Genomic DNA, 19,176 nt, shown 5'->3' on the forward strand with positions numbered 1-19,176 from the left:
TCCCTGATATTAATAAAAGCCTTGCTTAAGGCCGCTCACCTTTTTGCAAGCGACTATTGATATCGGCAATCACTGGCAAAATATCTGCCAAGGTGTCGATAACATAGTGTGCGCCTGCTTGTTGCAGCTTCGCCTTGGCTGGTTCTCGCCGGGCGGTGATCGCCTGTTCACTCATGGCCTGATATTCCTCCCAAGTGGCGCCAAACTCATTGCCGGAAACCGCCAGCCCTACGGTCCACATACCAGCGTTGAGCCCTTCGGTAATACCCGGTACAGAATCATCCACCTTGATGCAACGATGCACGCCATCAATACCCAGCTCAATCACGTTGGCAAGTGCCATCCAGGGGCCAGGGCGACCGCCGGCTTTCAGGTCGTCGCTTGCCACCCAATAATCTGGCTTATATCCCTGTTCTGCGGCAGCAGGGACCAGTGCCTCCATCACTTGCCGCGGGTAGCCAGAGCAAGAACCGATGCGCATCCCCTGTTGTTGCAACATCGCCAGCACCGGTAATACCCCGGCAATAGGCGTGGCAAAATTGGTCACTGCCTCAATTTGCAGCGGCATAAAGGTGCGATAGAGGTGCTCCACCTCTTGGTCACTCATCGGGTGACCAAAACGTTCCTGCCAGCGGCTATCTACCGATGGCAAACGCCCTAAAGCGGTAATATGAGCGCGTTTTGCTAGTCCCATCGGCTGACGGGCTTCATCCAGGCTCACCGGGAAATCATAGGCGCGGGAAAAGGCTTCAACAAAGATGGAGGTAGGGGCAAAGGAACCGAAATCGACCACGGTGCCCGCCCAATCCAGGATCAGTGCTTGTACATCAGACATGGGAATACTCCTGTTCAACGGTGGTTTCAACCTGGCTCAATGCCAGATCAAGAATAGCAATGGCACGCGCAAGTTCGGCGCGGCTAATGGTGAGCGGTGGTGACAGTTGGATCACATTGCCCTGCGAAACTTTGAAACTGAGCCCAAGTGACAAGCAACGATAGAGCAGTTGTTCTGCCTCTTTGGTTGCTCGTTCACGGCTTTGCTGGTTACGCACCAGGTCAAGCGCCCACAGCAGGCCGGTCCCCCGTACTTGACCGATCAGCGGGTGACGGTGAGCCAACTTGGCTAACTCATCTGCCATAAAGTCCCCATCGGCAACCACTTTGGCGAGAAGCTGTTCCTCGCGGATCACCTCAATGGTCGCCAAGGCCGCAGCACAACCGATGGGGCTTTTCTCATGGGTATAGTGACCCAGGGAAATCGCCGCCGCCTGATTGAAACGATCACGGGTGATCAAGGCAGCAAAGGGCACGATGCCCCCGCCTAATCCCTTCCCCAGGCAGATGATATCAGGCTCAATACCAAAGTGTTCGAAGCTGAACCAGTGCCCGGTGCGCCCCAGGGCGTTGGGGATCTCATCAACAATCAACAACACACCATGGCGATCGCAAATCTCGCGGATGCGTTGCCAATACGCCTTGGAGGGCACCTGTACATCGGTATTGCGGATAGGTTCGGCAATAAAGGCACCGATCCCGCCCTCTTTTTCAATCACATATTCAAGGTAATCGGCGTAGTGCAGGTCTTCCCCTTCGCCACGATACCAAACCCCGCGATAGCGAGTCGGCGGTGGAATACGCTCCACTCCCGCCATCAGCGGCCCCATGCCAGCACGGAAGCAGGCCTCTCCGCCGACGGCAATAGCATCAAGGGAGGCACCGTGGAACGCATCCCACAAAGAAACCACTTTGCTGTTGCCGGTAATAAAGCGGGCCAGTTTGAGGGCTATCCCCACCACTTCGCTGCCACCAGGGGCAAACAGCACCCGGTTAAGGTCACCAGGGGCCAATTCAGCGAGGGTGCGGGCGCACTCGATAGCGATAGGGTGAGTATAACGCCGTGGCACAAATGGCAGTGATGCCAGTTGCTGTTGTACCCGTTTCACCACCTTGGGGTGGCCGTGCCCAAGTTGGTGCACGTTGTTACCATGAAAATCAAGATATTGCTTACCTGACTGGCTGGTGAGGAGCGCGCCTTCAGCAGCCGTCAGCACATCAAGGCAGGGCGTTGATAGCGCCTGATGGAGAAAGTAGCGGCTATCTTCAGCCAGGGACTCTTGAGTGGCTGCGCTTTGTTCGGCCCACCACTGCTCCCGGGCCGCACTTTGGTTGATATCCCCTTCCGTGTCCGCCCCACCAGCGGGTAGTATCAACGGGTGTTTCATGCGTTGGCTTCCAGCCAGTAGCTGGCTTGCTGTATCGCCGCCAATAACTGCTGAATTTGCTGTGGGGTGACATTGCCGATATTGCCGATGCGAAAACAATCCGCTTTCGAGACTTTGCCTGGATAGATCACAAACCCCTGTGCTTTGAGGCGCTGGTAAAAATCGACAAAACGGTAATCGGGATGAGCCGGGGAATAGAAGGCGGTGATAATCGGAGATTGCCACTCCTTGGGCAACAACGGTTCAAAACCGAGCGCCTGCATTCCGGCTACCAACGTGTGTTGGTTTTCCTGATAACGTTGATAGCGTGCGCTGACGCCGCCTTCTTCATCCAACTCGCGCAACGCCTGGGCAAAGGCTAATACTGTATGGGTCGGGGAGGTAAAACGCCATTTTCCCCCCTGTTGTTCCATGGTTTGCCACTGGGCATGAAGGTCAAGAGAGACTGAACGGGCTTTACCGGCACAAGCGGCCAAGGCGGCGCGACGGGCAATAACAAAACCAAAACCGGGTACGCCCTGAATGCACTTGTTGGCTGAGCTGATAAGAAACTCGACACCAAGATGGCCGATATCAAAAGGAATGCCGCCAAAGCTGCTCATTGCATCGAGGATCAGGCGGATCCCATGGCGTTGACAGAGGCTGGCGACCTGTTCCAAGGGGTTCAACATACCGGTGGTGGTTTCGCAGTGAACCATGGCCAGATGGCTGATTTCAGGGTGCCTTATCAACAGTTCCTCCAAATCCTGCACCTCTGGGCGGGCGGTTTCACCACAATCCAGCACCCGATGGTTCAGCCCCAGACATTGAGCCATCTCCACCATCCGGGCACCGTAGGCTCCGTTGTTGACAATCAGCACGCAGTCATCAGCACCCAATGCGGACCCCAGTACGCTCTCTACCACATAGCTGCCACTGCCTTGCAGTAATACCGCGCTGTAATCGTTGGCAAATTCCGGGCTGGTTGCCAGGCACACCAGTTCACGGCGGATGGGTTCCACCACGCCAAGATTATAGTCAGCATCCCAGGTACAGCTGTCTTGTAACATCGCCGCTCGCACGGAAGCCGTGGTGGAAAGAGGGCCCGGGGTCAACAACAGATAATCGACAGCCTCTTGGCTAGGGGGAATATGGGTCATCATTACGCTCTCTTTTGGTATAGACCAGAATAAAGCCATTGTGAGCAACTTATTCGACCAGGTCAAAGGGGGGGCCTATCGTGCAACAAAAAATTCATGTTTCACGCCCTTGATGAGATAAGCTCTCTGCTCCAGCTTTATTGATTATTACTGGTCTTGACCAACACCAAGGTTCATCATGACGAAACCGCAATACCTGCAAATCAAAGATGCTCTTATCACCCAGATCCAGGCCGGGGGATTGGTAGCCAATGACCGCCTCCCCTCGGAGCGGTTGTTGTGCGAACTCTATGGCACCACCCGGGTGACCATCCGCGAAGCATTAGTCCAGTTGGAGGCTAATGGCCTTATTTATCGGGAAGACCGCCGGGGCTGGTTCGTCACACCACCGCGCTTTCAACTCAAACCACGGCATACCTCCAATTTTCACCAGATAGTGCGTGAACAGGGCGGTGAACCGCGCACCGAATTGCTGGAAAAGGGCCGTAAAGCTGTTCCACCGTTTCTGCTTAATCGGCTGTTACTCAAGCCATTTGACAGTATCTTCCTGCTCAAGCGGCTGCGTTTTGCCAATGAGCGGGCAATCTGTTATTGCGAGAACTATTGCCTGCCTGAACGCGTACCGGGCCTGTTAGATCTCAACCTTAATGGCAGCTTGACTGAGCTTTACCAGAGCCATTACGGGTTACATTACGCCCGTATGCAGGTGACCTTTTACCCCACGGCGCTACCGGATGAGGTTGCCAGCCATTTAGGGGCCACGGCGGGGCTACCGGCACTTCGCTTGGAGAGACTTAACTTCGATCAGCATGGGCAGGTACTGGATTTTGACCTGGAGTATTGGCGTCACGACAGCCTGGAAATTGAGGTGGATACCCAAGATTAAACGCATCAAGTTGTCATATTGACGTCACGGGGGTGTCATAAAGATCCCCTAGTCTTTCTCCCATATCATCTGGTTTATACCAATTTTGCTGGAGAAAAAATGAAACCGATAACTTCTTTGCTCATCACCTCGCTAATTGCCGGTATCGCTGCACCGGCAGTGGCTAATACCGATCTGACCGTGTATACCGCCTTCGAGCCCGAGCAACTGGCTGAATTAAAAAGCGCTTTCGAGCAGCAACACCCGGATATAAATATTAAGTGGGTGCGCGATTCTACTGGGGTGGTTACGGCGCGCCTGTTGGCAGAAAAAGCGCAACCTAAAGCCGACGCAGTATGGGGGCTGGCCGCCACCAGCCTGATGCAACTCGATCAACAGCAAATGCTGGCAGGGTACGCCCCTAAAGGGTTGGAGAAACTGGATAGCCGTTTCCGTGACGACAAGGCACAACCTCACTGGGTTGGGCTGGATGCCTTTTTCAGCGCCATTTGCTTTAACGAGGTAGAGGCTAAAAAACAAGGGATCCCTGCCCCAGCAAGTTGGGCTGACCTCACTAAGCCTATCTACAAGGGTAAAGTGATCATGCCTAATCCCAGCTCTTCGGGTACTGGCTTCCTGAGCGTCGCAGGTTGGTTACAGACCATGGGGGAACAGCAAGGCTGGCAGTTTATGAATGACCTGCACCAGAATATCAGCCGTTATACCCATTCAGGTTCAGCGCCTTGTAAACTGGCGGCCAGCGGTGAAACGGTGGTCGGTATCTCGTTTGATTTCCCTGCTGCAAGCCTTAAGGCTAAAGGTGCCCCCATTGAAGTGATCTTCCCCAAAGAAGGCTCTGGTTGGGATATGGAAGCCGCCGCTATCATCAAAGGCACCAGCAAGTTGCAAGCCGCGCAGCAGTTGCTGGATTTCGCGGCAACAGAACAGGCTAACAGGCTGTATAACAAGTCGTTCGCTGTGGTTGCCATCCCACAGGTGGCACAAGCTCGGCCAGGTTACCCGGCTGATATCAACAGCCAGATGATCAAGAATGATTTTGCCTGGGCGGCCCGCGAGCGTGACAATATACTGACCCGCTGGAACTCTAACTTCTCTGGCAAGACTGAAGCTAAAAAATAAGTGGGTTGTTACCGCACAGGCTGACCATCGTCGGTCTGTGCTGGTTATCTTCCCCTTGGTTAGTCGCGCCTTAATCAGCTTGTCACTGTTTATTCATGGCATCGTCATATTTCAACGCTAATTTGGTATAGACCAAAAATAGCCGCGAGCCTTGCCATGACCCAGCCCTATCTGGATATCAAACACCTTAACAAACACTTCAAGGCCTTTCAGGCACTCAAAGATATCTCCCTGACCGTAAAGAAAGGGGAATTTGTCTGTTTTCTCGGCCCCTCCGGGTGTGGAAAAACCACCTTATTACGGGCTATCGCCGGGCTTGATCTGCCAGACAGCGGTGAAATCTGGCAAGGGGGGCGCGATATTTCACCGCTCCCTCCGCAGAAACGGGATTTTGGCATTGTATTCCAGTCTTATGCCCTGTTCCCTAATCTAACAGTGGCGGAGAACATTGCGTTTGGGTTACGAAATCAAGGGCTCGATAGTCAGGTAGTAAAACAGCGAGTGGACCACTGGCTCGCCTTGATTGGCCTTGGTGCGCAGTCGAATAAATATCCAAGCCAAATCTCAGGTGGTCAGCAACAGCGAGTGGCCTTAGCCAGGGCTTTGGCTTTATCACCGGGGTTATTGCTGCTTGATGAGCCCCTAAGTGCCCTCGATGCGCTGGTACGTACCCATCTGCGTAGTGAAATTCGTGCCCTGCAACAACGGTTGGGGATCACCACGATTATGGTGACTCACGATCAGGAAGAAGCACTCACTATGGCGGACCGCATTGTGGTGATGGAACATGGCACCATTGTGCAAGTCGGGACGCCGCAGGAGATCTACCATCATCCCGCAAGCCGTTTTGTTGCCAGCTTTGTTGGCAGTATGAACTTTCTCGATACGCAGGTACTCAATGCTCAGCAGGTGCGTCTTAACGAGCAGCCGCTGCCGCTGACCAATCATGCCGCTGCAGGCAGTACGTTGCAGGTGGCTATCCGCCCTGAAGCTATCAGCCTGGCAGCACCAGCGCAGCAAGGGCTACAAGCCAGGATTGAGCAAGTGGAGTTTCTCGGTGCTGCCCAGCGGTTGATCTGCCTGGCCGATACGCTAATGGGCCCCCAGCGGCTGCTGGTACAACTCTCTAACCATGAAGGTCAAGACTGGCGCAGCGGCATGGCGTGCTCTCTGCACTGGCCCACCAGTGCTATGCAACCTTTTTATGGGAAAGCCGCATGACACAGCATCTTGTTACCACCGTTCCTCGTTATTCAATCTGGCAACGGTTATTGGGTAGTTGGAGCCGCGATAAGGGCCTACAGTTGATTCTGTTGCTACTGGGGATTGCCTTGTTCGCAGGTGGGCTGCTGTTCCCGGTGCTCGCCATGCTGCAAAAAAGCCTGCAAGACAGTGACGGTAGCTGGGTCGGCTTTGCCAACTTCCGTCATTATCTTTCCACCCCATCGCTAGGGCGTACCATCAGTAATACCCTTTCGCTTGGCTTGAGCATTACGCTATTGGTGGTCACTGTCGCCTTTGGTTATGCCTATGCGCTGACCCGTACTTGCATGCCTGGGAAATCCCTGTTCCGCTTGATTGCCCTTATTCCTCTCCTGATGCCCTCATTGTTACCGGCTATCAGTCTGGTTTACTGGTTTGGTAACCAGGGGATTGCCAAAGGGTTACTGGGTGATGCGAGTATCTATGGCCCCATTGGTATCGTGATGGGCCTCAGTTTTTGGTGCTTTCCTCATGCCTTGATGATTCTTATTACCGCTCTCAGTCATAGTGATGCACGCCTTTACGAGGCGGCCAAGGTGCTCGGTAGCCCTGCCTGGCGAACCTTTTTCACCGTGACGTTGCCCGCTGCTCGCTATGGTTTGCTCAGTGCGGCGATTGCCGTTTTCACGCTCACTATCTGTGACTTCGGGGTGGCGAAAGTTATCGGCGGGCAGTTTAGTGTGTTGGCGACGGATATCTATATCCAGGTTGTTGGGCTGCAAAACTTTTCACTGGGTGCGGTGACCAGCGTCATCCTTTTGCTGCCAGCACTATTGAGCTTTGCCCTGGAGCACCGGGTGCGCAGTAAGATGCAGGAACAGAGTAATAGCCGGTCAGTTCCCTATCAACCAGCACCACATCGCTTGCGGGACTTGCTGGCTCTGCTTTGGTGCAGCCTGTGGACGCTGCTGTTTTTCGCCCTGGTGGGGATGGCCATCTATGGATCGCTGGTACAGTTCTGGCCTTATAAACTCAATTTGACGTTAGATCACTACGCCTTTAACAGTAATAGTGTTTATGGCTGGCAACCCTTTATCAATACGCTAAAACTGGGGGCGCTCACGGCCATCAGTGGAACGGTTATCATCATGGTCATCGCCTGGGTGCAAGAGAAAGGGCAATATTTCGCCCCGTTGCGCCACCTCATCCACCTGCTTGCCATGCTTTCGCTGGCAGTACCCGGGCTGGTGCTGGGGTTGGGCTATATCTTCTTTTTTAACCGTGCTGACAGTTTGCTAAGTGCTCTATACGGTACCTTACCGTTGATGGTGCTCTCTTGTGTGATCCACTACTACACGGTGGGCCATATGACCGCGCTGACCAGCCTGAAGCAGTTACCGAAAGAGCTGGAACTGGTTGCCATCTCTTTGCGTATTTCGCAGTGGAAAACATTCTGGCGGATCACCCTGCCAGCCTCACTGCCTGCTTTATTGGAAATTTTCATCTACTTGTTTGTCAACGCCATGACCACCACCTCGGCGGTGATCTTCCTCTACTCCAGCGACACGGTGTTGGCTTCGGTTGCGGTGCTAAATATGGAAGATTCCGGGGATACCGCCACCGCTGCCGCCATGGCAACGTTAATCTTGCTGGCCGCCGCTACGGTTAAGCTTATTCAGCTTGGCCTCAGCCGTGCACTGTTGGAAAGAACTCAGCGCTGGCGCCAGAGATAAAAGATAAAAGATCCGCGAGAGTGAGGCCCCCTCTCGCGGCATCGGCGGGAAAGGCATCAACGGTAAGACTAAACTAACCTCCTTTATCGGGTAATACGCGCAATAAAGCACACATTATGCTTAACCAATAAAAAACGGCAGTGGTAGGCTTGGCACGTGTTTTTAGCAAAACCCGAATAACCCGACTTCATGCGGTAGAAACGTTTGAGCATCGCCAAAATTTTTGCAGCTTGATTGGCGACGGGTGTAGATAAGGAATATTTAAGATGAAAGAAGTATACAAAGGAATGACTCGCGAGCAATTAGACGCTGCATACAATAATACTAAAGCCGTTAAAAACTTTGCCGAGCTATTAGGTGAGTTTCAGGCCAGAAGCAAAAAATTATATTCAGAAAAGAGCTCACAAAGAAACATACCTTATCACTCATCCCCAAGAACCACCTTCGACTACTTCCCTGCTGACAAAAAAGGGTGCCCTACCTTTATTTTTATCCACGGCGGCTATTGGCAGAACTGTAACAAAGAGGATTTTGCCTTTATTGCCAACGGCATTTTAAATGCAGGGATTAATGTTATTCTCGCCGAATACACTTTAGCGCCCGATGCATCAATGACACAAATAGTTAGCGAGATTGGCCTACTCTTAGATTACCTCCATCAGCATCGTGCTGAATTTAATATTACCCAAGGTAAAGTCTGTCTTGGTGGCCATTCCGCTGGCGGCCATTTAACCGCTATTCACCGCAGCCACCCGCTGATTTCACATTCCATGCCAATCAGCGCGTTGATTGATTTACAACCTATCAGCCTGTGCTGGTTGAATGAGAAACTAGCATTAATCGGTGAAGAGATAGAGAAATACAGCCCCATCAATAAACTCGCCCAAGGTGGACCAACCGCTGTTCATGTTGGTGGTGGGGAGTTACCTGAGCTGATAAGGCATTCTCAAGAGCTCTATGCCGGGCTTAAGGCTATTGGGTGTGATGTCACCTATCAAGAAGTGGGTCACGATGACCATTTTACTCAGTTGTATGAATTTGAACACGCGGATGGTCTGTTGGTTAACTCATTGCAGACGTTGTTCGAAAAAGCCTGACCGATGATTTTATTAAATAAATAGGAATATTGACTGACGCCGGATAAAAAAAGCCCCGCCATTACGACGGGGAAAATAGGGATGGTATTATGGCAAGGAAAAACAGGGTTTACTCAGTCGTACTCTACTTCTGGGCAGAAGTTCCTTGTAAACCAGAAATATGCTGCATACGTTGCTGATGTTTCTGGTCTAAAACATTTTTTTGCTCTGGTGTCAGCAGGTTATACATTTGGTTGCGTATCCGGGCCAATTCGACCTGGTGTTTTACCTGCTGATGAACCATCTTTTCCGCCTGGTCGTGCACGGCGGCTTCATCAAATTTATTTGCCGTCACCAGTTTATACATGGTGTCTATTTCTACTACATTAACCCCTGGCGGGTCGTCATGACCCTGGCGCATTAAGTCGCGCATTTGCTGGCGTTGCTGTTCAGTAAGGTCAACGCCATCAAATATGTGATTCTGACCTGAGGTTCCAAGTAAAAAGTCATCAACATAAGGCAGGTCAGTTTTCGGTGCAGCAAAAGCAGGAGTGCTAGAACCTATCACTAGCATTGATGCCATAACCACTGCGCCTACCTTAAACATTTGAGCTCCTCGCGCTTTCTGACTTTGCGAATCAACGAAGAGCAGTGTATCGCCGTACCTGCAAACATGCGTCAGTGCATGTAAAACTACGTAAAGTCATGGAATGCCAGCAGTTGATAGCGTATTTTGCCTTTGGAGGTAAAGCACAATGAATAAAATTCTGTTAGTTGACGACGACCGCGAGTTAACCTCGCTACTGAAAGAACTGCTCGAAATGGAAGGGTTTAACATTGTCGTCGCTTACGACGGTGAACAGGCGTTGTCGCTGCTAGACAGCTCCATCGATCTGCTGTTGCTCGATATCATGATGCCGAAGAAAAACGGTATCGATACCTTGAAAGAGCTGCGCCAGAATCACCAGACGCCCGTGATCATGCTGACAGCACGCGGTAGTGAACTGGATCGGGTTCTTGGCCTGGAACTGGGGGCGGATGACTATCTGCCGAAACCGTTTAATGACCGCGAACTGCTTGCTCGTATCCGGGCTATTCTGCGCCGTTCCAACTGGAACGAACAGCAGCAGACTATGGATAACGGTGCCCCTACGCTGGATGTAGATGGCCTGCAACTCAACCCAGGTCGCCAAGAAGCCAGTTTTGATGGGCATGAGTTGGAGCTGACGGGTACCGAATTTACCTTACTCTATTTGCTGGCAAAGCATCTTGGGCAGGTGGTTTCCCGCGAGTTACTCAGCCAGGAAGTGCTGGGTAAACGTTTGACACCCTTTGATCGCGCGATTGATATGCACATCTCCAACTTACGGCGTAAATTGCCGAACCGTAAAGATGGTCATCCTTGGTTCAAAACCTTGCGTGGTCGCGGTTATTTGATGGTATCTGCTACATGATTAATAGTTTGACGGCACGCATCTTCGCTATTTTCTGGTTCACATTAGCGTTGGTGCTGATGCTGGTGTTGATGGTGCCCAAACTTGATTCACGCCAAATGACCTCATTGCTAGACAGCGAACAGCGGCAAGGGGTGATGCTGGAGCAGCACGTCGAGGCTGAGCTGCAAAACGATCCGCCCAATGACTTGATGTGGTGGCGGCGGCTGTTTCGTGCCATCGAGAAATGGGCTCCACCGGGCCAGCGCCTGCTGCTGGTCACCAGCGAAGGGCGAGTGATTGGCGCACAGCGTAATGAGATGCAGGTGGTGCGCAATTTCATCGGTCAATCAGATAACTCAGACCAACCGAAAAAGAAAAAGTATGGCCGAGTAGAGTTAGTCGGTCCTTTCTCGATTAGTGATGGTGAAGATAATTACCAGTTGTACTTGATCAGGCCCGCCAACAGCCCGCAATCAGATTTTATTAATCTGCTGTTTGATAGGCCATTAATGATGCTGATTTTCACCATGCTGATCAGCGCCCCGCTATTGCTCTGGTTGTCTTGGAGCCTGGCTAAACCTGCGCGCAAGTTGAAAAATGCTGCCGATGATGTGGCTCACGGCAACCTGAAGCAGCACCCGGAACTGGAGTCCGGGCCACAAGAGTTCCTGGCCACCGGAGCCAGTTTTAACCAGATGGTGAGCGCGCTCGAAAGAATGATGACTGCCCAGCAACGGCTGATTTCTGATATTTCCCACGAATTGCGCACCCCATTAACCCGTCTACAGTTGGCAACCGCGTTAATGCGCCGCCGCCACGGTGAAGGGCATGAGCTTGCACGGATTGAAATGGAAGCCCAACGCCTGGATTCAATGATTAACGATTTACTGCAGTTATCTCGTGGGCAGCAAAAGAGCGAACTGGCACGCGAACTAGTGAAAGCCAATCAATTGTGGGCCGAGGTGCTGGATAACGCCTGTTTTGAAGCCGAACAGATGGGGAAACAACTGACTGTCACCGCACCCCCAGGCCCCTGGACCTTCTATGGCAACCCTGCGGCGCTGGATAGTGCATTGGAAAATATTGTTCGCAATGCCTTACGTTATTCTCATACGCAGATCGCCGTGGCATTTAGTGTTGATAATCAGGGTATTACTATCGTGGTCGATGATGATGGCCCCGGTGTCAGCCCGGAAGAGCGTGAACATATTTTCCGGCCATTTTACCGCACCGATGAAGCCCGTGACCGTCAATCCGGTGGATCTGGTCTCGGTTTGGCCATTGTGGAAGCCGCCGTCAATCAGCATCGTGGCTGGATCAAAGCAGAAGACAGTCCGTTGGGTGGGTTGCGCTTGGTATTATGGCTGCCATTACATCAGCGTTAATCGCCAGCGTTACAAGATTTTGTTATTCTGCTCGCCTCGTCGTGAGAGGCTTTTGACATGCTGAATATCGTTTTATTTGAACCCGAAATTCCACCTAATACCGGCAATATTATCCGTCTGTGTGCTAATACCGGTTTCCAACTGCATCTGATCGAGCCGATGGGGTTCCCTTGGGATGATAAACGCCTACGCCGAGCCGGGCTGGATTACCATGAATTTGTCAGCATCAAGCGCCATGCCGATTATGCGACTTTCCTCGCCAGCGAAAACCCCCAGCGGCTCTTCGCGCTGACCACTAAAGGCACACCAGCACACAGTGCGGTCAGCTACCAGGCTGGGGATTATCTGCTATTTGGCCCAGAAACCCGCGGCCTGCCCGCCAGTATTCTGGATGAGCTACCTGCACAACAGAAAATTCGTATCCCCATGCTGGCCCAGAGCCGTAGTATGAACCTGTCAAACGCTGTCTCGGTGGTGGTTTATGAAGCCTGGCGCCAATTGGACTACGCAGGTGCACTACTCAAAGAGTAGCGCGTACAGTTGATATTACGCGAGAGTGGTGTTCAAAAGTGCACCGTGCTTTTAGCCGGCAACTTGATTTCACTGGGGTATATACCCAAGTTCAAAGAAATTGCAGGTAGACGGCAAGCGCTGGTCCGCAGGGTGAACCTCATGGAAGAGGTTTATTAACCCCGATAAGCTTACATGGGTAAATGATTCGGGTGAGCGAGCGTAGCCAACGCAGCGCCGCTGCCAACAACTCGAATTATTTAGTGTATAGCGCTAGATCCCGTCGCCATATTCAAATCCGTTATTGTCGCCATTGAAGTACTGGTCCATATCCATGGAGGGAGTATCACTTTCCGGGCGACCAACAATACGTGCGGGAACGCCAGCAACAGTGGTATGTGGCGGAACCGGCTGTAATACCACCGAACCCGCACCAATTTTTGCCCCTTTGCCGACTTCAATGTTGCCGAGGATTTTAGCCCCCGCGCCAATCATCACCCCTTCACGGATTTTCGGATGGCGATCACCCCCGGTTTTGCCTGTCCCACCCAGCGTCACCGACTGCAGAATAGAGACGTTATTCTCCACCACGGCGGTTTCACCAATCACAATGCCGGTGGCATGGTCGAGCATAATGCCGCAACCAATGTTGGCGGCCGGGTGTATATCGACACAAAAAGCGACGGAGATTTGGTTTTGCAGATAAATGGCTAAAGCCTGGCGGCCTTGCTTCCATAGCCAATGACCAATACGGTAAGCCTGCAAGGCATGGAAACCTTTCAGATAGAGCAATGGCGTTGAGTATTTATCCACAGCAGGGTCACGCAAGCGTACCGCCAGAATATCGCGGGCGGCGGAAACAATCATCTGTGCATCAGAACGGTAGGCATCTTCCACCACTTCACGCACGGCAATCGCTGGCATGATGGGGTTAGCCAATTTATTGGCCAGAATATAACTCAGTGCACTGCCCAGATTTTCATGCTTGAGCAAGGTCGCATGAAAAAAGCTGGCCAACATCGGTTCACATTCAGCCAATGCCCTCGCTTCTGATTTAATATTGTTCCACACCTGTGCTAACTCTTCTGACGACATCCCTTTTTCTCCGCCTCAAATTCTCCGCCTCAAAAAAAACAGCCTTTCGCCATCACTTCAGCACCCGAGCAATACCTCGGGGATCAAACACTGCGCTTTTCGTCTTTCTTGGTCCGCCCAAGCAGGCTCAATGCTGCCTCACGGGCATTTTTACCACAATACAGCACTTGATAAACCTGCTCAGTAATGGGCATTTCCACCCCAAAACGCTGCGCCAGTGCCAATACTTCCTTGGTATTGCGGTAGCCCTCTACTACTTGACCAATTGCCTCTTGGGCTTCCTGTACTCCCATACCTTGCCCCAGCATAATACCAAAACGCCGGTTGCGAGACTGATTATCAGTACAGGTCAATACCAGATCACCCAGCCCAGCCATCCCCATAAAAGTGGCCGGATCGGCACCCAACGCTGAACCCAGGCGGCTCATTTCCGCCAAGCCACGGGTAATCAATGCGGTACGGGCGTTAGCACCAAAACCAATGCCGTCTGACATCCCGGCACCAATTGCAATCACGTTTTTAACCGCGCCCCCTAACTGCACACCGATAAAATCCGGATTACTGTACACGCGGAAACTTTTGCCACAATGCAACAATTGCTGCAGGTCATCGGCAAACTGTTGGTCCGTGGCTGCCAGCGCGATAGCCGTAGGCAGCCCTGCCGCCAACTCTTTGGCAAACGTTGGCCCAGAGAGCACCGCCAGTGGGATATCCGGCCCAAGCGCATCCCGTGCTACATCTTGCAGCAGGCGACCGGTTTCGGTTTCTAGCCCTTTGGTGGCCCAGACAATACGAGCATCCTGACGCAGATGGGGCTTCAACTGACGCAGTACATCGCCAAAAACATGGCTGGGAACGACCACCAGCACATCTCGGCTGGCGGCCAGCGCACGAGCCAAATCGGTTTCAAGCAACAAAGTATCGGGGAAGGGGACATCAGGCAGAAACGCCTGATTGCAGCGTTCACGCTGCATAATTTGGATCTGTTCTGGGTTATGCCCCCAGAGCACGACCGGATAACCGTTACGTGCCAGTGTAATAGCCAATGCGGTGCCGTACGAGCCGGCACCGATGACAGTCATTGAAGCATTGACGCTACTCATCAGGCATCCTGACGCGGTTCAGCACCTTCCGTTCCCGCTGTTTCCGCCGCTTGCTGCTGCAAATAGCTCATGAACAGTGCGTCAAAATTGACAGGGGCCAGATTCAACTGCGGGAATGTACCGCGAGAAACCAGGTTGGTGATGCACTCACGCGCATAAGGGAACAAAATGTTCGGGCAGTATGCACCCAGGCAATGTGCCAACTGTGTACCTTCGATACCAGATACAGAGAAAATCCCTGCCTGTTGAACTTCACACAGGAAAGCAGTTTCTTCACCCAGAGAAGCGGTTACGGTAACACGCAGCACCACTTCGTACACGTCATCAGCCAGCAGAGTCGAAGCCGTGTCCAGATCGAGTTTCACTTCTGGTTGCCACTCTTGCTGGAATACCTGCGGAGCCTGTGGTGCTTCGAATGAGATATCTTTGGTATAAATACGTTGGATCTGGAAAGCCATTTCTGCGCTATTTTGTTCTGACATGTGTGTAATATCCTTGTTTAACTATATTTATTGTTTAACTATCTTGCTTTATTGACGCTCTGTGACTGGGATGCCCCGTCAACCAGATCGAGTATAAAACTTACTTGCCGCGAGCCAATGGCAGGTTTTCACCACTCCAGCCCGTAATGCCGTCTTTCAAAGTATAAACGTTTTCAAACCCGGCTTTGCTCAAGTTTTCTGCTGGCGCGCGAGAGCTCGTACCATTGGCGCAAACCACAATCACAGGTTGAGCTTTATGCTTTTCCAACTCGCCAAAGCTGCCGCTTTTTATTTCGCTTGCCGTCAGGTTGATAGCGTTGGCAATATGGCCTTTACGGAAATCATCACGGCTGCGGATATCGACAATAACCGCGTCTTCTTTGTTAATCATTAGGGTAGCCTGACCTCGACCGATCTCTTTCACCTTAGAGAAACGGCTCTTGAAGGTCATGACGATCACAGCAATCAGTAAAGCGACCCAAGCCAGGCTCAGTATGGTGTTCCTACTAACAAATAGCATAATTTCTTGCAGCATGGGGGGTAACAACTCCCGTCAGTTAAGGGAAAATAAGTCAAGGCTTCAGAGTATACCTGCCGAATGCGGCAAATACAGCCAATAAGCAATACCGGAATGCAGAAACTGCGGAGTAAATTGGAAAAATACCCTGAGGAGAGCCAGAAATGCACCGTCGTTAAGTGCATATTTGATCTCTCTGGGTTCTTTTTAGCCAGCTACGTTGTAGAATTACCCGGTTTGGGAGAGTGAATAGCCATCACTCCTGTGGGCTGATGGCTATTCACAACTTGTATACCTATCATCCTTCAAGTGACAAGCCGTTAATAGCTACTTGAAAGATGACACGTATAGCGATCATAAAAGAGGTTATTGCAATGTCGAGCACGAAAAAGCCCATGGTACTGGTGATCCTGGACGGTTACGGCTACCGGGAAGAGCAACAGGATAATGCGATCCTGAATGCCAACACACCCGTGATGGATCAACTGTGGCAGCAACAGCCACATACCCTGATTGCCGCTTCAGGCCTGGATGTCGGCTTACCCGATGGCCAGATGGGTAACTCGGAAGTGGGCCACGTTAACTTGGGGGCCGGGCGTATCGTGTATCAGGATCTGACCCGTCTGGACAAAGAGATTAAAGAGGGTGATTTCTTCACCAACTCAATACTGACCAACGCTGTCGATAACGCAGTAAAAGCGGGTAAAGCGGTCCATATTATGGGTTTGATGTCCCCAGGGGGCGTACATAGCCATGAAGACCATATTCTGGCCATGGTCCAACTGGCAGCACAACGGGGAGCCAAAGCGGTTTACCTGCATGCCTTCCTGGATGGTCGTGATACACCACCGCGCAGTGCTGAAAATACACTGAAACGTTTCAATGACCAATTTACCCAACTGGGTTGTGGTCGCATCGCATCGGTGGTGGGCCGTTACTATGCCATGGACCGTGATAACCGTTGGGATCGGGTGCAATTGGCCTATGATCTGATGACTCAGGCAAAGGGCGAATATACTGCCGATAACGCAGTCAGCGCACTGCAAGCAGCTTACGCTCGTGATGAGAACGACGAATTCGTCAAACCCACCGTGATTCAGGCCGCAGGTGAAGCCTCTGCCGCCATGAATGATGGTGATGCACTTATCTTTATGAACTTCCGTGCTGACCGTGCGCGTCAAATCACCCGTGCCTTTGTGAATGCCGATTTCGATGGTTTCCCACGGAGCAAAGTGGTCAAATTCTGTGATTTCGTGATGTTGACCGAGTACGCAGCCGATATTCAGACGGCCAGTGCCTACCCGCCAGAGTCACTGACCAATACCTTCGGTGAGTGGCTGATGAAACACAATAAAACCCAGCTACGCATCTCCGAAACCGAAAAATACGCTCATGTCACCTTCTTCTATAACGGCGGTGTCGAAGAGCCATTTAAAGGTGAAGATCGTCTGCTGATCAACTCGCCCAAAGTCGCCACCTACGATCTGCAACCAGAAATGAGTTCAGCAGAACTCACCAAAGAACTGCTGGCCGCTATCAACAGCGGTAAATATGACACCATTATCTGTAACTACCCGAATGGCGACATGGTAGGTCATACCGGCATTTACGAAGCAGCTGTCAAGGCGGTAGAAACTCTGGATAACTGCATCGCGCAGGTGGTTGATGCCGTGAAAGCCGTTGATGGCCAACTGTTGATCACCGCCGATCATGGCAACGCAGAACAAATGCGCGATCCCGCAACTGGCCAGGCGCACACCGCACATACCAGCTTGCCAGTACCGTTGATTTATGTGGGTAAAGCGGCCAAAGCGGTAGAAGGTGGCAAACTGTCAGATATCGCCCCCACCATGCTGTCATTGATGGGAATGGAAATCCCGCAAGAGATGACTGGTAAGCCGCTGTTCATCGTGGAATAATCCTTCTCCATGAAGGAGAAGGCCACTTTTGTATCATCAAAGGCAACGCCAAACGCATATTCAGGCAAGCTATCACGGCCTGAATATGCTGGGTGGTCGTTTGCTACCCTCTGCGCCAGTGTTTTTTTTGCTGGCGCATTGTTGTGGCCATTAACCAGCCACAGTGCAGAAGATAACAACTCCCAACTCAAAGACATCCAGCAGAGCATCGCAGAAAAAGAGCAGGCAGTTAAACGGCAGCAGCAGAAACGCAGTTCCTTGCAGGATCAGCTCAAGCAGCAAGAAAAAAGCATCGCACAAGCTAGCCGCGCGTTACATGGTACCCAAGGAACACTCACGGTACTGGGCAAAGATATTTCTGGCCTTAATACCTCAATCGCCAAACTGGAAAAACAACAAGCCACCCAGCAAGAAATCCTCGCCAAGCAACTTGATGCGGCGTTTCGACAAGGGCAACATGGCGCATTGCAGCTTATTCTCAGTGGTGAAGAAAGCCAACGTAGCGAACGTATTCTCGCCTATTTCGGTTACCTCAATGAAGCACGCCAGCAATCCATAGAACAACTCAAGCAGACTCGCCGTCAATTGGCGGAACAGAAACGTTCGCTGGTGGCTAAACAAGGTCAACAAAAATCTCTACTTAACGAACAGCAAAGCCAGCAACAAAAGTTGGAGCAGGCGCGCAGTGCACGTAAAAAAACCTTGGTGTCATTAGAAGCCTCGTTGGAAAAAGATCAACAGCGGCTAGTGGAATTACGCCAGAACGAAACCCGTCTACGTGACCAAATCGCCCGGGCAGAACGTGAAGCTAGAGCCCGCGCCGAACGGGAAGCGCGTGAAGCGACTAAAGTACGTGAACAAGTGAAGGTCAAAGAACAGCAGGCGAAAAAAACCGGCACCAGCTATAAACCCAGTGAAAGCGAACGTTCATTGATGGCACGAACCGGTGGTTTGGGTCAGCCATCTGGGCAAGCGATGTGGCCAGTACGAGGTCGCGTCCAACATAATTTTGGCGAACAACTGCAGGGTGAGTTACGCTGGAAAGGTATTGTGATCGAAGCTCGAGAAGGCAGCGAAGTAAAAGCCATTGCCGATGGCCGGGTTCTGCTGGCTGACTGGCTGCAAGGTTACGGCCTGGTGATCGTCGTTGACCACGGCCAGGGTGATATGAGTCTGTACGGTTACAATCAGAGTGCGTTGGTTAACGTCGATGCACAAGTGCGTGCTGGCCAACCCATCGCCTTGGTGGGTACCAGTGGTGGGCAGGGTACACCGTCGCTCTACTTTGAAATTCGTCGCCAAGGCCGAGCGGTCAACCCGGTGCCATGGTTAGGAAGGTAGCTTTGTACTA

The 19,176-nt window shown here is 51.8% G+C and carries 18 protein-coding genes; 10 read left to right on the forward strand and 8 right to left on the reverse strand.

Features of this window, described 5'->3' with window-relative positions:
- Positions 1-25: 25 nt before the first annotated feature.
- The 3 genes from phnX to phnW are packed head-to-tail and all read right to left on the reverse strand — an operon-like array spanning position 26 to position 3,364.
- Positions 26-835, reverse strand: a complete 810-nt coding sequence (gene phnX / locus ACX9GV_RS17680; RefSeq protein WP_473196391.1) for a phosphonoacetaldehyde hydrolase — start codon at positions 833-835, stop codon at positions 26-28.
- Entirely contained in the window at positions 828-2,222 is a 1,395-nt protein-coding gene (locus ACX9GV_RS17685; RefSeq protein ID WP_473196392.1) for an aspartate aminotransferase family protein, read from the reverse strand. The genes phnX and ACX9GV_RS17685 overlap by 8 nt, the downstream gene beginning before the upstream one ends.
- Positions 2,219-3,364 carry a 2-aminoethylphosphonate--pyruvate transaminase gene (gene phnW / locus ACX9GV_RS17690; protein WP_473196393.1) on the reverse strand — a complete coding sequence of 382 codons (1,146 nt, stop codon included), beginning with the start codon at positions 3,362-3,364 and terminating at the stop codon, positions 2,219-2,221. Before phnW ends, ACX9GV_RS17685 begins: the two co-directional genes overlap by 4 nt.
- A gap of 175 nt (positions 3,365-3,539) precedes the next feature.
- On the opposite strand from phnW, the gene phnR reads away from it, so the two are divergent.
- The 5 genes from phnR (at position 3,540) to ACX9GV_RS17715 (ending at position 9,399) form a co-directional block, all read left to right on the forward strand.
- Positions 3,540-4,247 (forward strand): phosphonate utilization transcriptional regulator PhnR, encoded by a 708-nt coding sequence (gene phnR, locus ACX9GV_RS17695; protein ID WP_023492344.1) that lies wholly within the window; start codon positions 3,540-3,542, stop codon positions 4,245-4,247.
- A gap of 99 nt (positions 4,248-4,346) precedes the next feature.
- Positions 4,347-5,366, forward strand: a complete 1,020-nt coding sequence (locus tag ACX9GV_RS17700; protein WP_473196394.1) for a putative 2-aminoethylphosphonate ABC transporter substrate-binding protein — start codon at positions 4,347-4,349, stop codon at positions 5,364-5,366.
- A 156-nt stretch (positions 5,367-5,522) separates the two neighbouring features.
- Positions 5,523-6,587 carry a putative 2-aminoethylphosphonate ABC transporter ATP-binding protein gene (locus ACX9GV_RS17705; RefSeq protein WP_473196395.1) on the forward strand — a complete coding sequence of 355 codons (1,065 nt, stop codon included), beginning with the start codon at positions 5,523-5,525 and terminating at the stop codon, positions 6,585-6,587.
- Positions 6,584-8,302: a putative 2-aminoethylphosphonate ABC transporter permease subunit gene (locus ACX9GV_RS17710; protein WP_473196396.1), complete on the forward strand. Its 1,719-nt coding sequence runs from the start codon at positions 6,584-6,586 to the stop codon at positions 8,300-8,302. The genes ACX9GV_RS17705 and ACX9GV_RS17710 overlap by 4 nt, the downstream gene beginning before the upstream one ends.
- A 266-nt stretch (positions 8,303-8,568) precedes the next feature.
- Positions 8,569-9,399 carry an alpha/beta hydrolase gene (locus ACX9GV_RS17715; protein ID WP_473196397.1) on the forward strand — a complete coding sequence of 277 codons (831 nt, stop codon included), beginning with the start codon at positions 8,569-8,571 and terminating at the stop codon, positions 9,397-9,399.
- 124 nt (positions 9,400-9,523) lie between these two features.
- On the opposite strand, the gene cpxP is transcribed toward ACX9GV_RS17715, so the two are convergent.
- Positions 9,524-9,985, reverse strand: coding sequence for a cell-envelope stress modulator CpxP (gene cpxP, locus ACX9GV_RS17720; protein ID WP_023491255.1), 462 nt, complete (start codon positions 9,983-9,985; stop codon positions 9,524-9,526).
- A gap of 148 nt (positions 9,986-10,133) precedes the next feature.
- Here cpxP and cpxR point away from each other — a divergent pair, with 148 nt between their 5' ends.
- The 3 genes from cpxR to trmL are packed head-to-tail and all read left to right on the forward strand — an operon-like array spanning position 10,134 to position 12,730.
- On the forward strand, positions 10,134-10,832 hold the full coding sequence (cpxR, locus tag ACX9GV_RS17725; RefSeq protein ID WP_023491254.1) for an envelope stress response regulator transcription factor CpxR: 699 nt from the start codon (positions 10,134-10,136) through the stop codon (positions 10,830-10,832).
- The gene (gene cpxA, locus ACX9GV_RS17730) at positions 10,829-12,199 is read left to right on the forward strand and encodes an envelope stress sensor histidine kinase CpxA (protein WP_473196398.1); all 1,371 of its coding nucleotides are present in this window, start codon (positions 10,829-10,831) and stop codon (positions 12,197-12,199) included. Before cpxR ends, cpxA begins: the two co-directional genes overlap by 4 nt.
- A gap of 57 nt (positions 12,200-12,256) precedes the next feature.
- Positions 12,257-12,730, forward strand: a complete 474-nt coding sequence (trmL, locus tag ACX9GV_RS17735; RefSeq protein ID WP_473196399.1) for a tRNA (uridine(34)/cytosine(34)/5-carboxymethylaminomethyluridine(34)-2'-O)-methyltransferase TrmL — start codon at positions 12,257-12,259, stop codon at positions 12,728-12,730.
- 252 nt (positions 12,731-12,982) lie between these two features.
- Here trmL and cysE read toward each other — a convergent pair whose 3' ends face one another.
- The 4 genes from cysE to ACX9GV_RS17755 form a co-directional block, all read right to left on the reverse strand.
- Complete coding sequence (cysE, locus tag ACX9GV_RS17740) at positions 12,983-13,804, reverse strand: serine O-acetyltransferase (protein ID WP_473196400.1); 822 nt, start codon at positions 13,802-13,804, stop codon at positions 12,983-12,985.
- An 83-nt stretch (positions 13,805-13,887) separates the two neighbouring features.
- The gene (gene gpsA, locus ACX9GV_RS17745; protein ID WP_473196401.1) at positions 13,888-14,907 is read right to left on the reverse strand and encodes an NAD(P)H-dependent glycerol-3-phosphate dehydrogenase; all 1,020 of its coding nucleotides are present in this window, start codon (positions 14,905-14,907) and stop codon (positions 13,888-13,890) included.
- Entirely contained in the window at positions 14,907-15,389 is a 483-nt protein-coding gene (secB, locus tag ACX9GV_RS17750) for a protein-export chaperone SecB (protein WP_473196402.1), read from the reverse strand. Before secB ends, gpsA begins: the two co-directional genes overlap by 1 nt.
- A 100-nt stretch (positions 15,390-15,489) precedes the next feature.
- On the reverse strand, positions 15,490-15,924 hold the full coding sequence (locus tag ACX9GV_RS17755) for a rhodanese-like domain-containing protein (RefSeq protein ID WP_473196403.1): 435 nt from the start codon (positions 15,922-15,924) through the stop codon (positions 15,490-15,492).
- 356 nt (positions 15,925-16,280) lie between these two features.
- Between ACX9GV_RS17755 and gpmM the strand changes: the two genes are divergently transcribed.
- Both gpmM and envC read left to right on the forward strand, forming a co-directional pair.
- Entirely contained in the window at positions 16,281-17,825 is a 1,545-nt protein-coding gene (gene gpmM / locus ACX9GV_RS17760) for a 2,3-bisphosphoglycerate-independent phosphoglycerate mutase (protein ID WP_023490538.1), read from the forward strand.
- A 9-nt stretch (positions 17,826-17,834) separates the two neighbouring features.
- Entirely contained in the window at positions 17,835-19,166 is a 1,332-nt protein-coding gene (gene envC / locus ACX9GV_RS17765; protein WP_473196404.1) for a murein hydrolase activator EnvC, read from the forward strand.
- The last annotated feature ends 10 nt before the right edge of the window (positions 19,167-19,176 follow it).

The sequence above is a fragment of the Serratia sp. 25CWL12 genome, assembly GCF_055790885.1.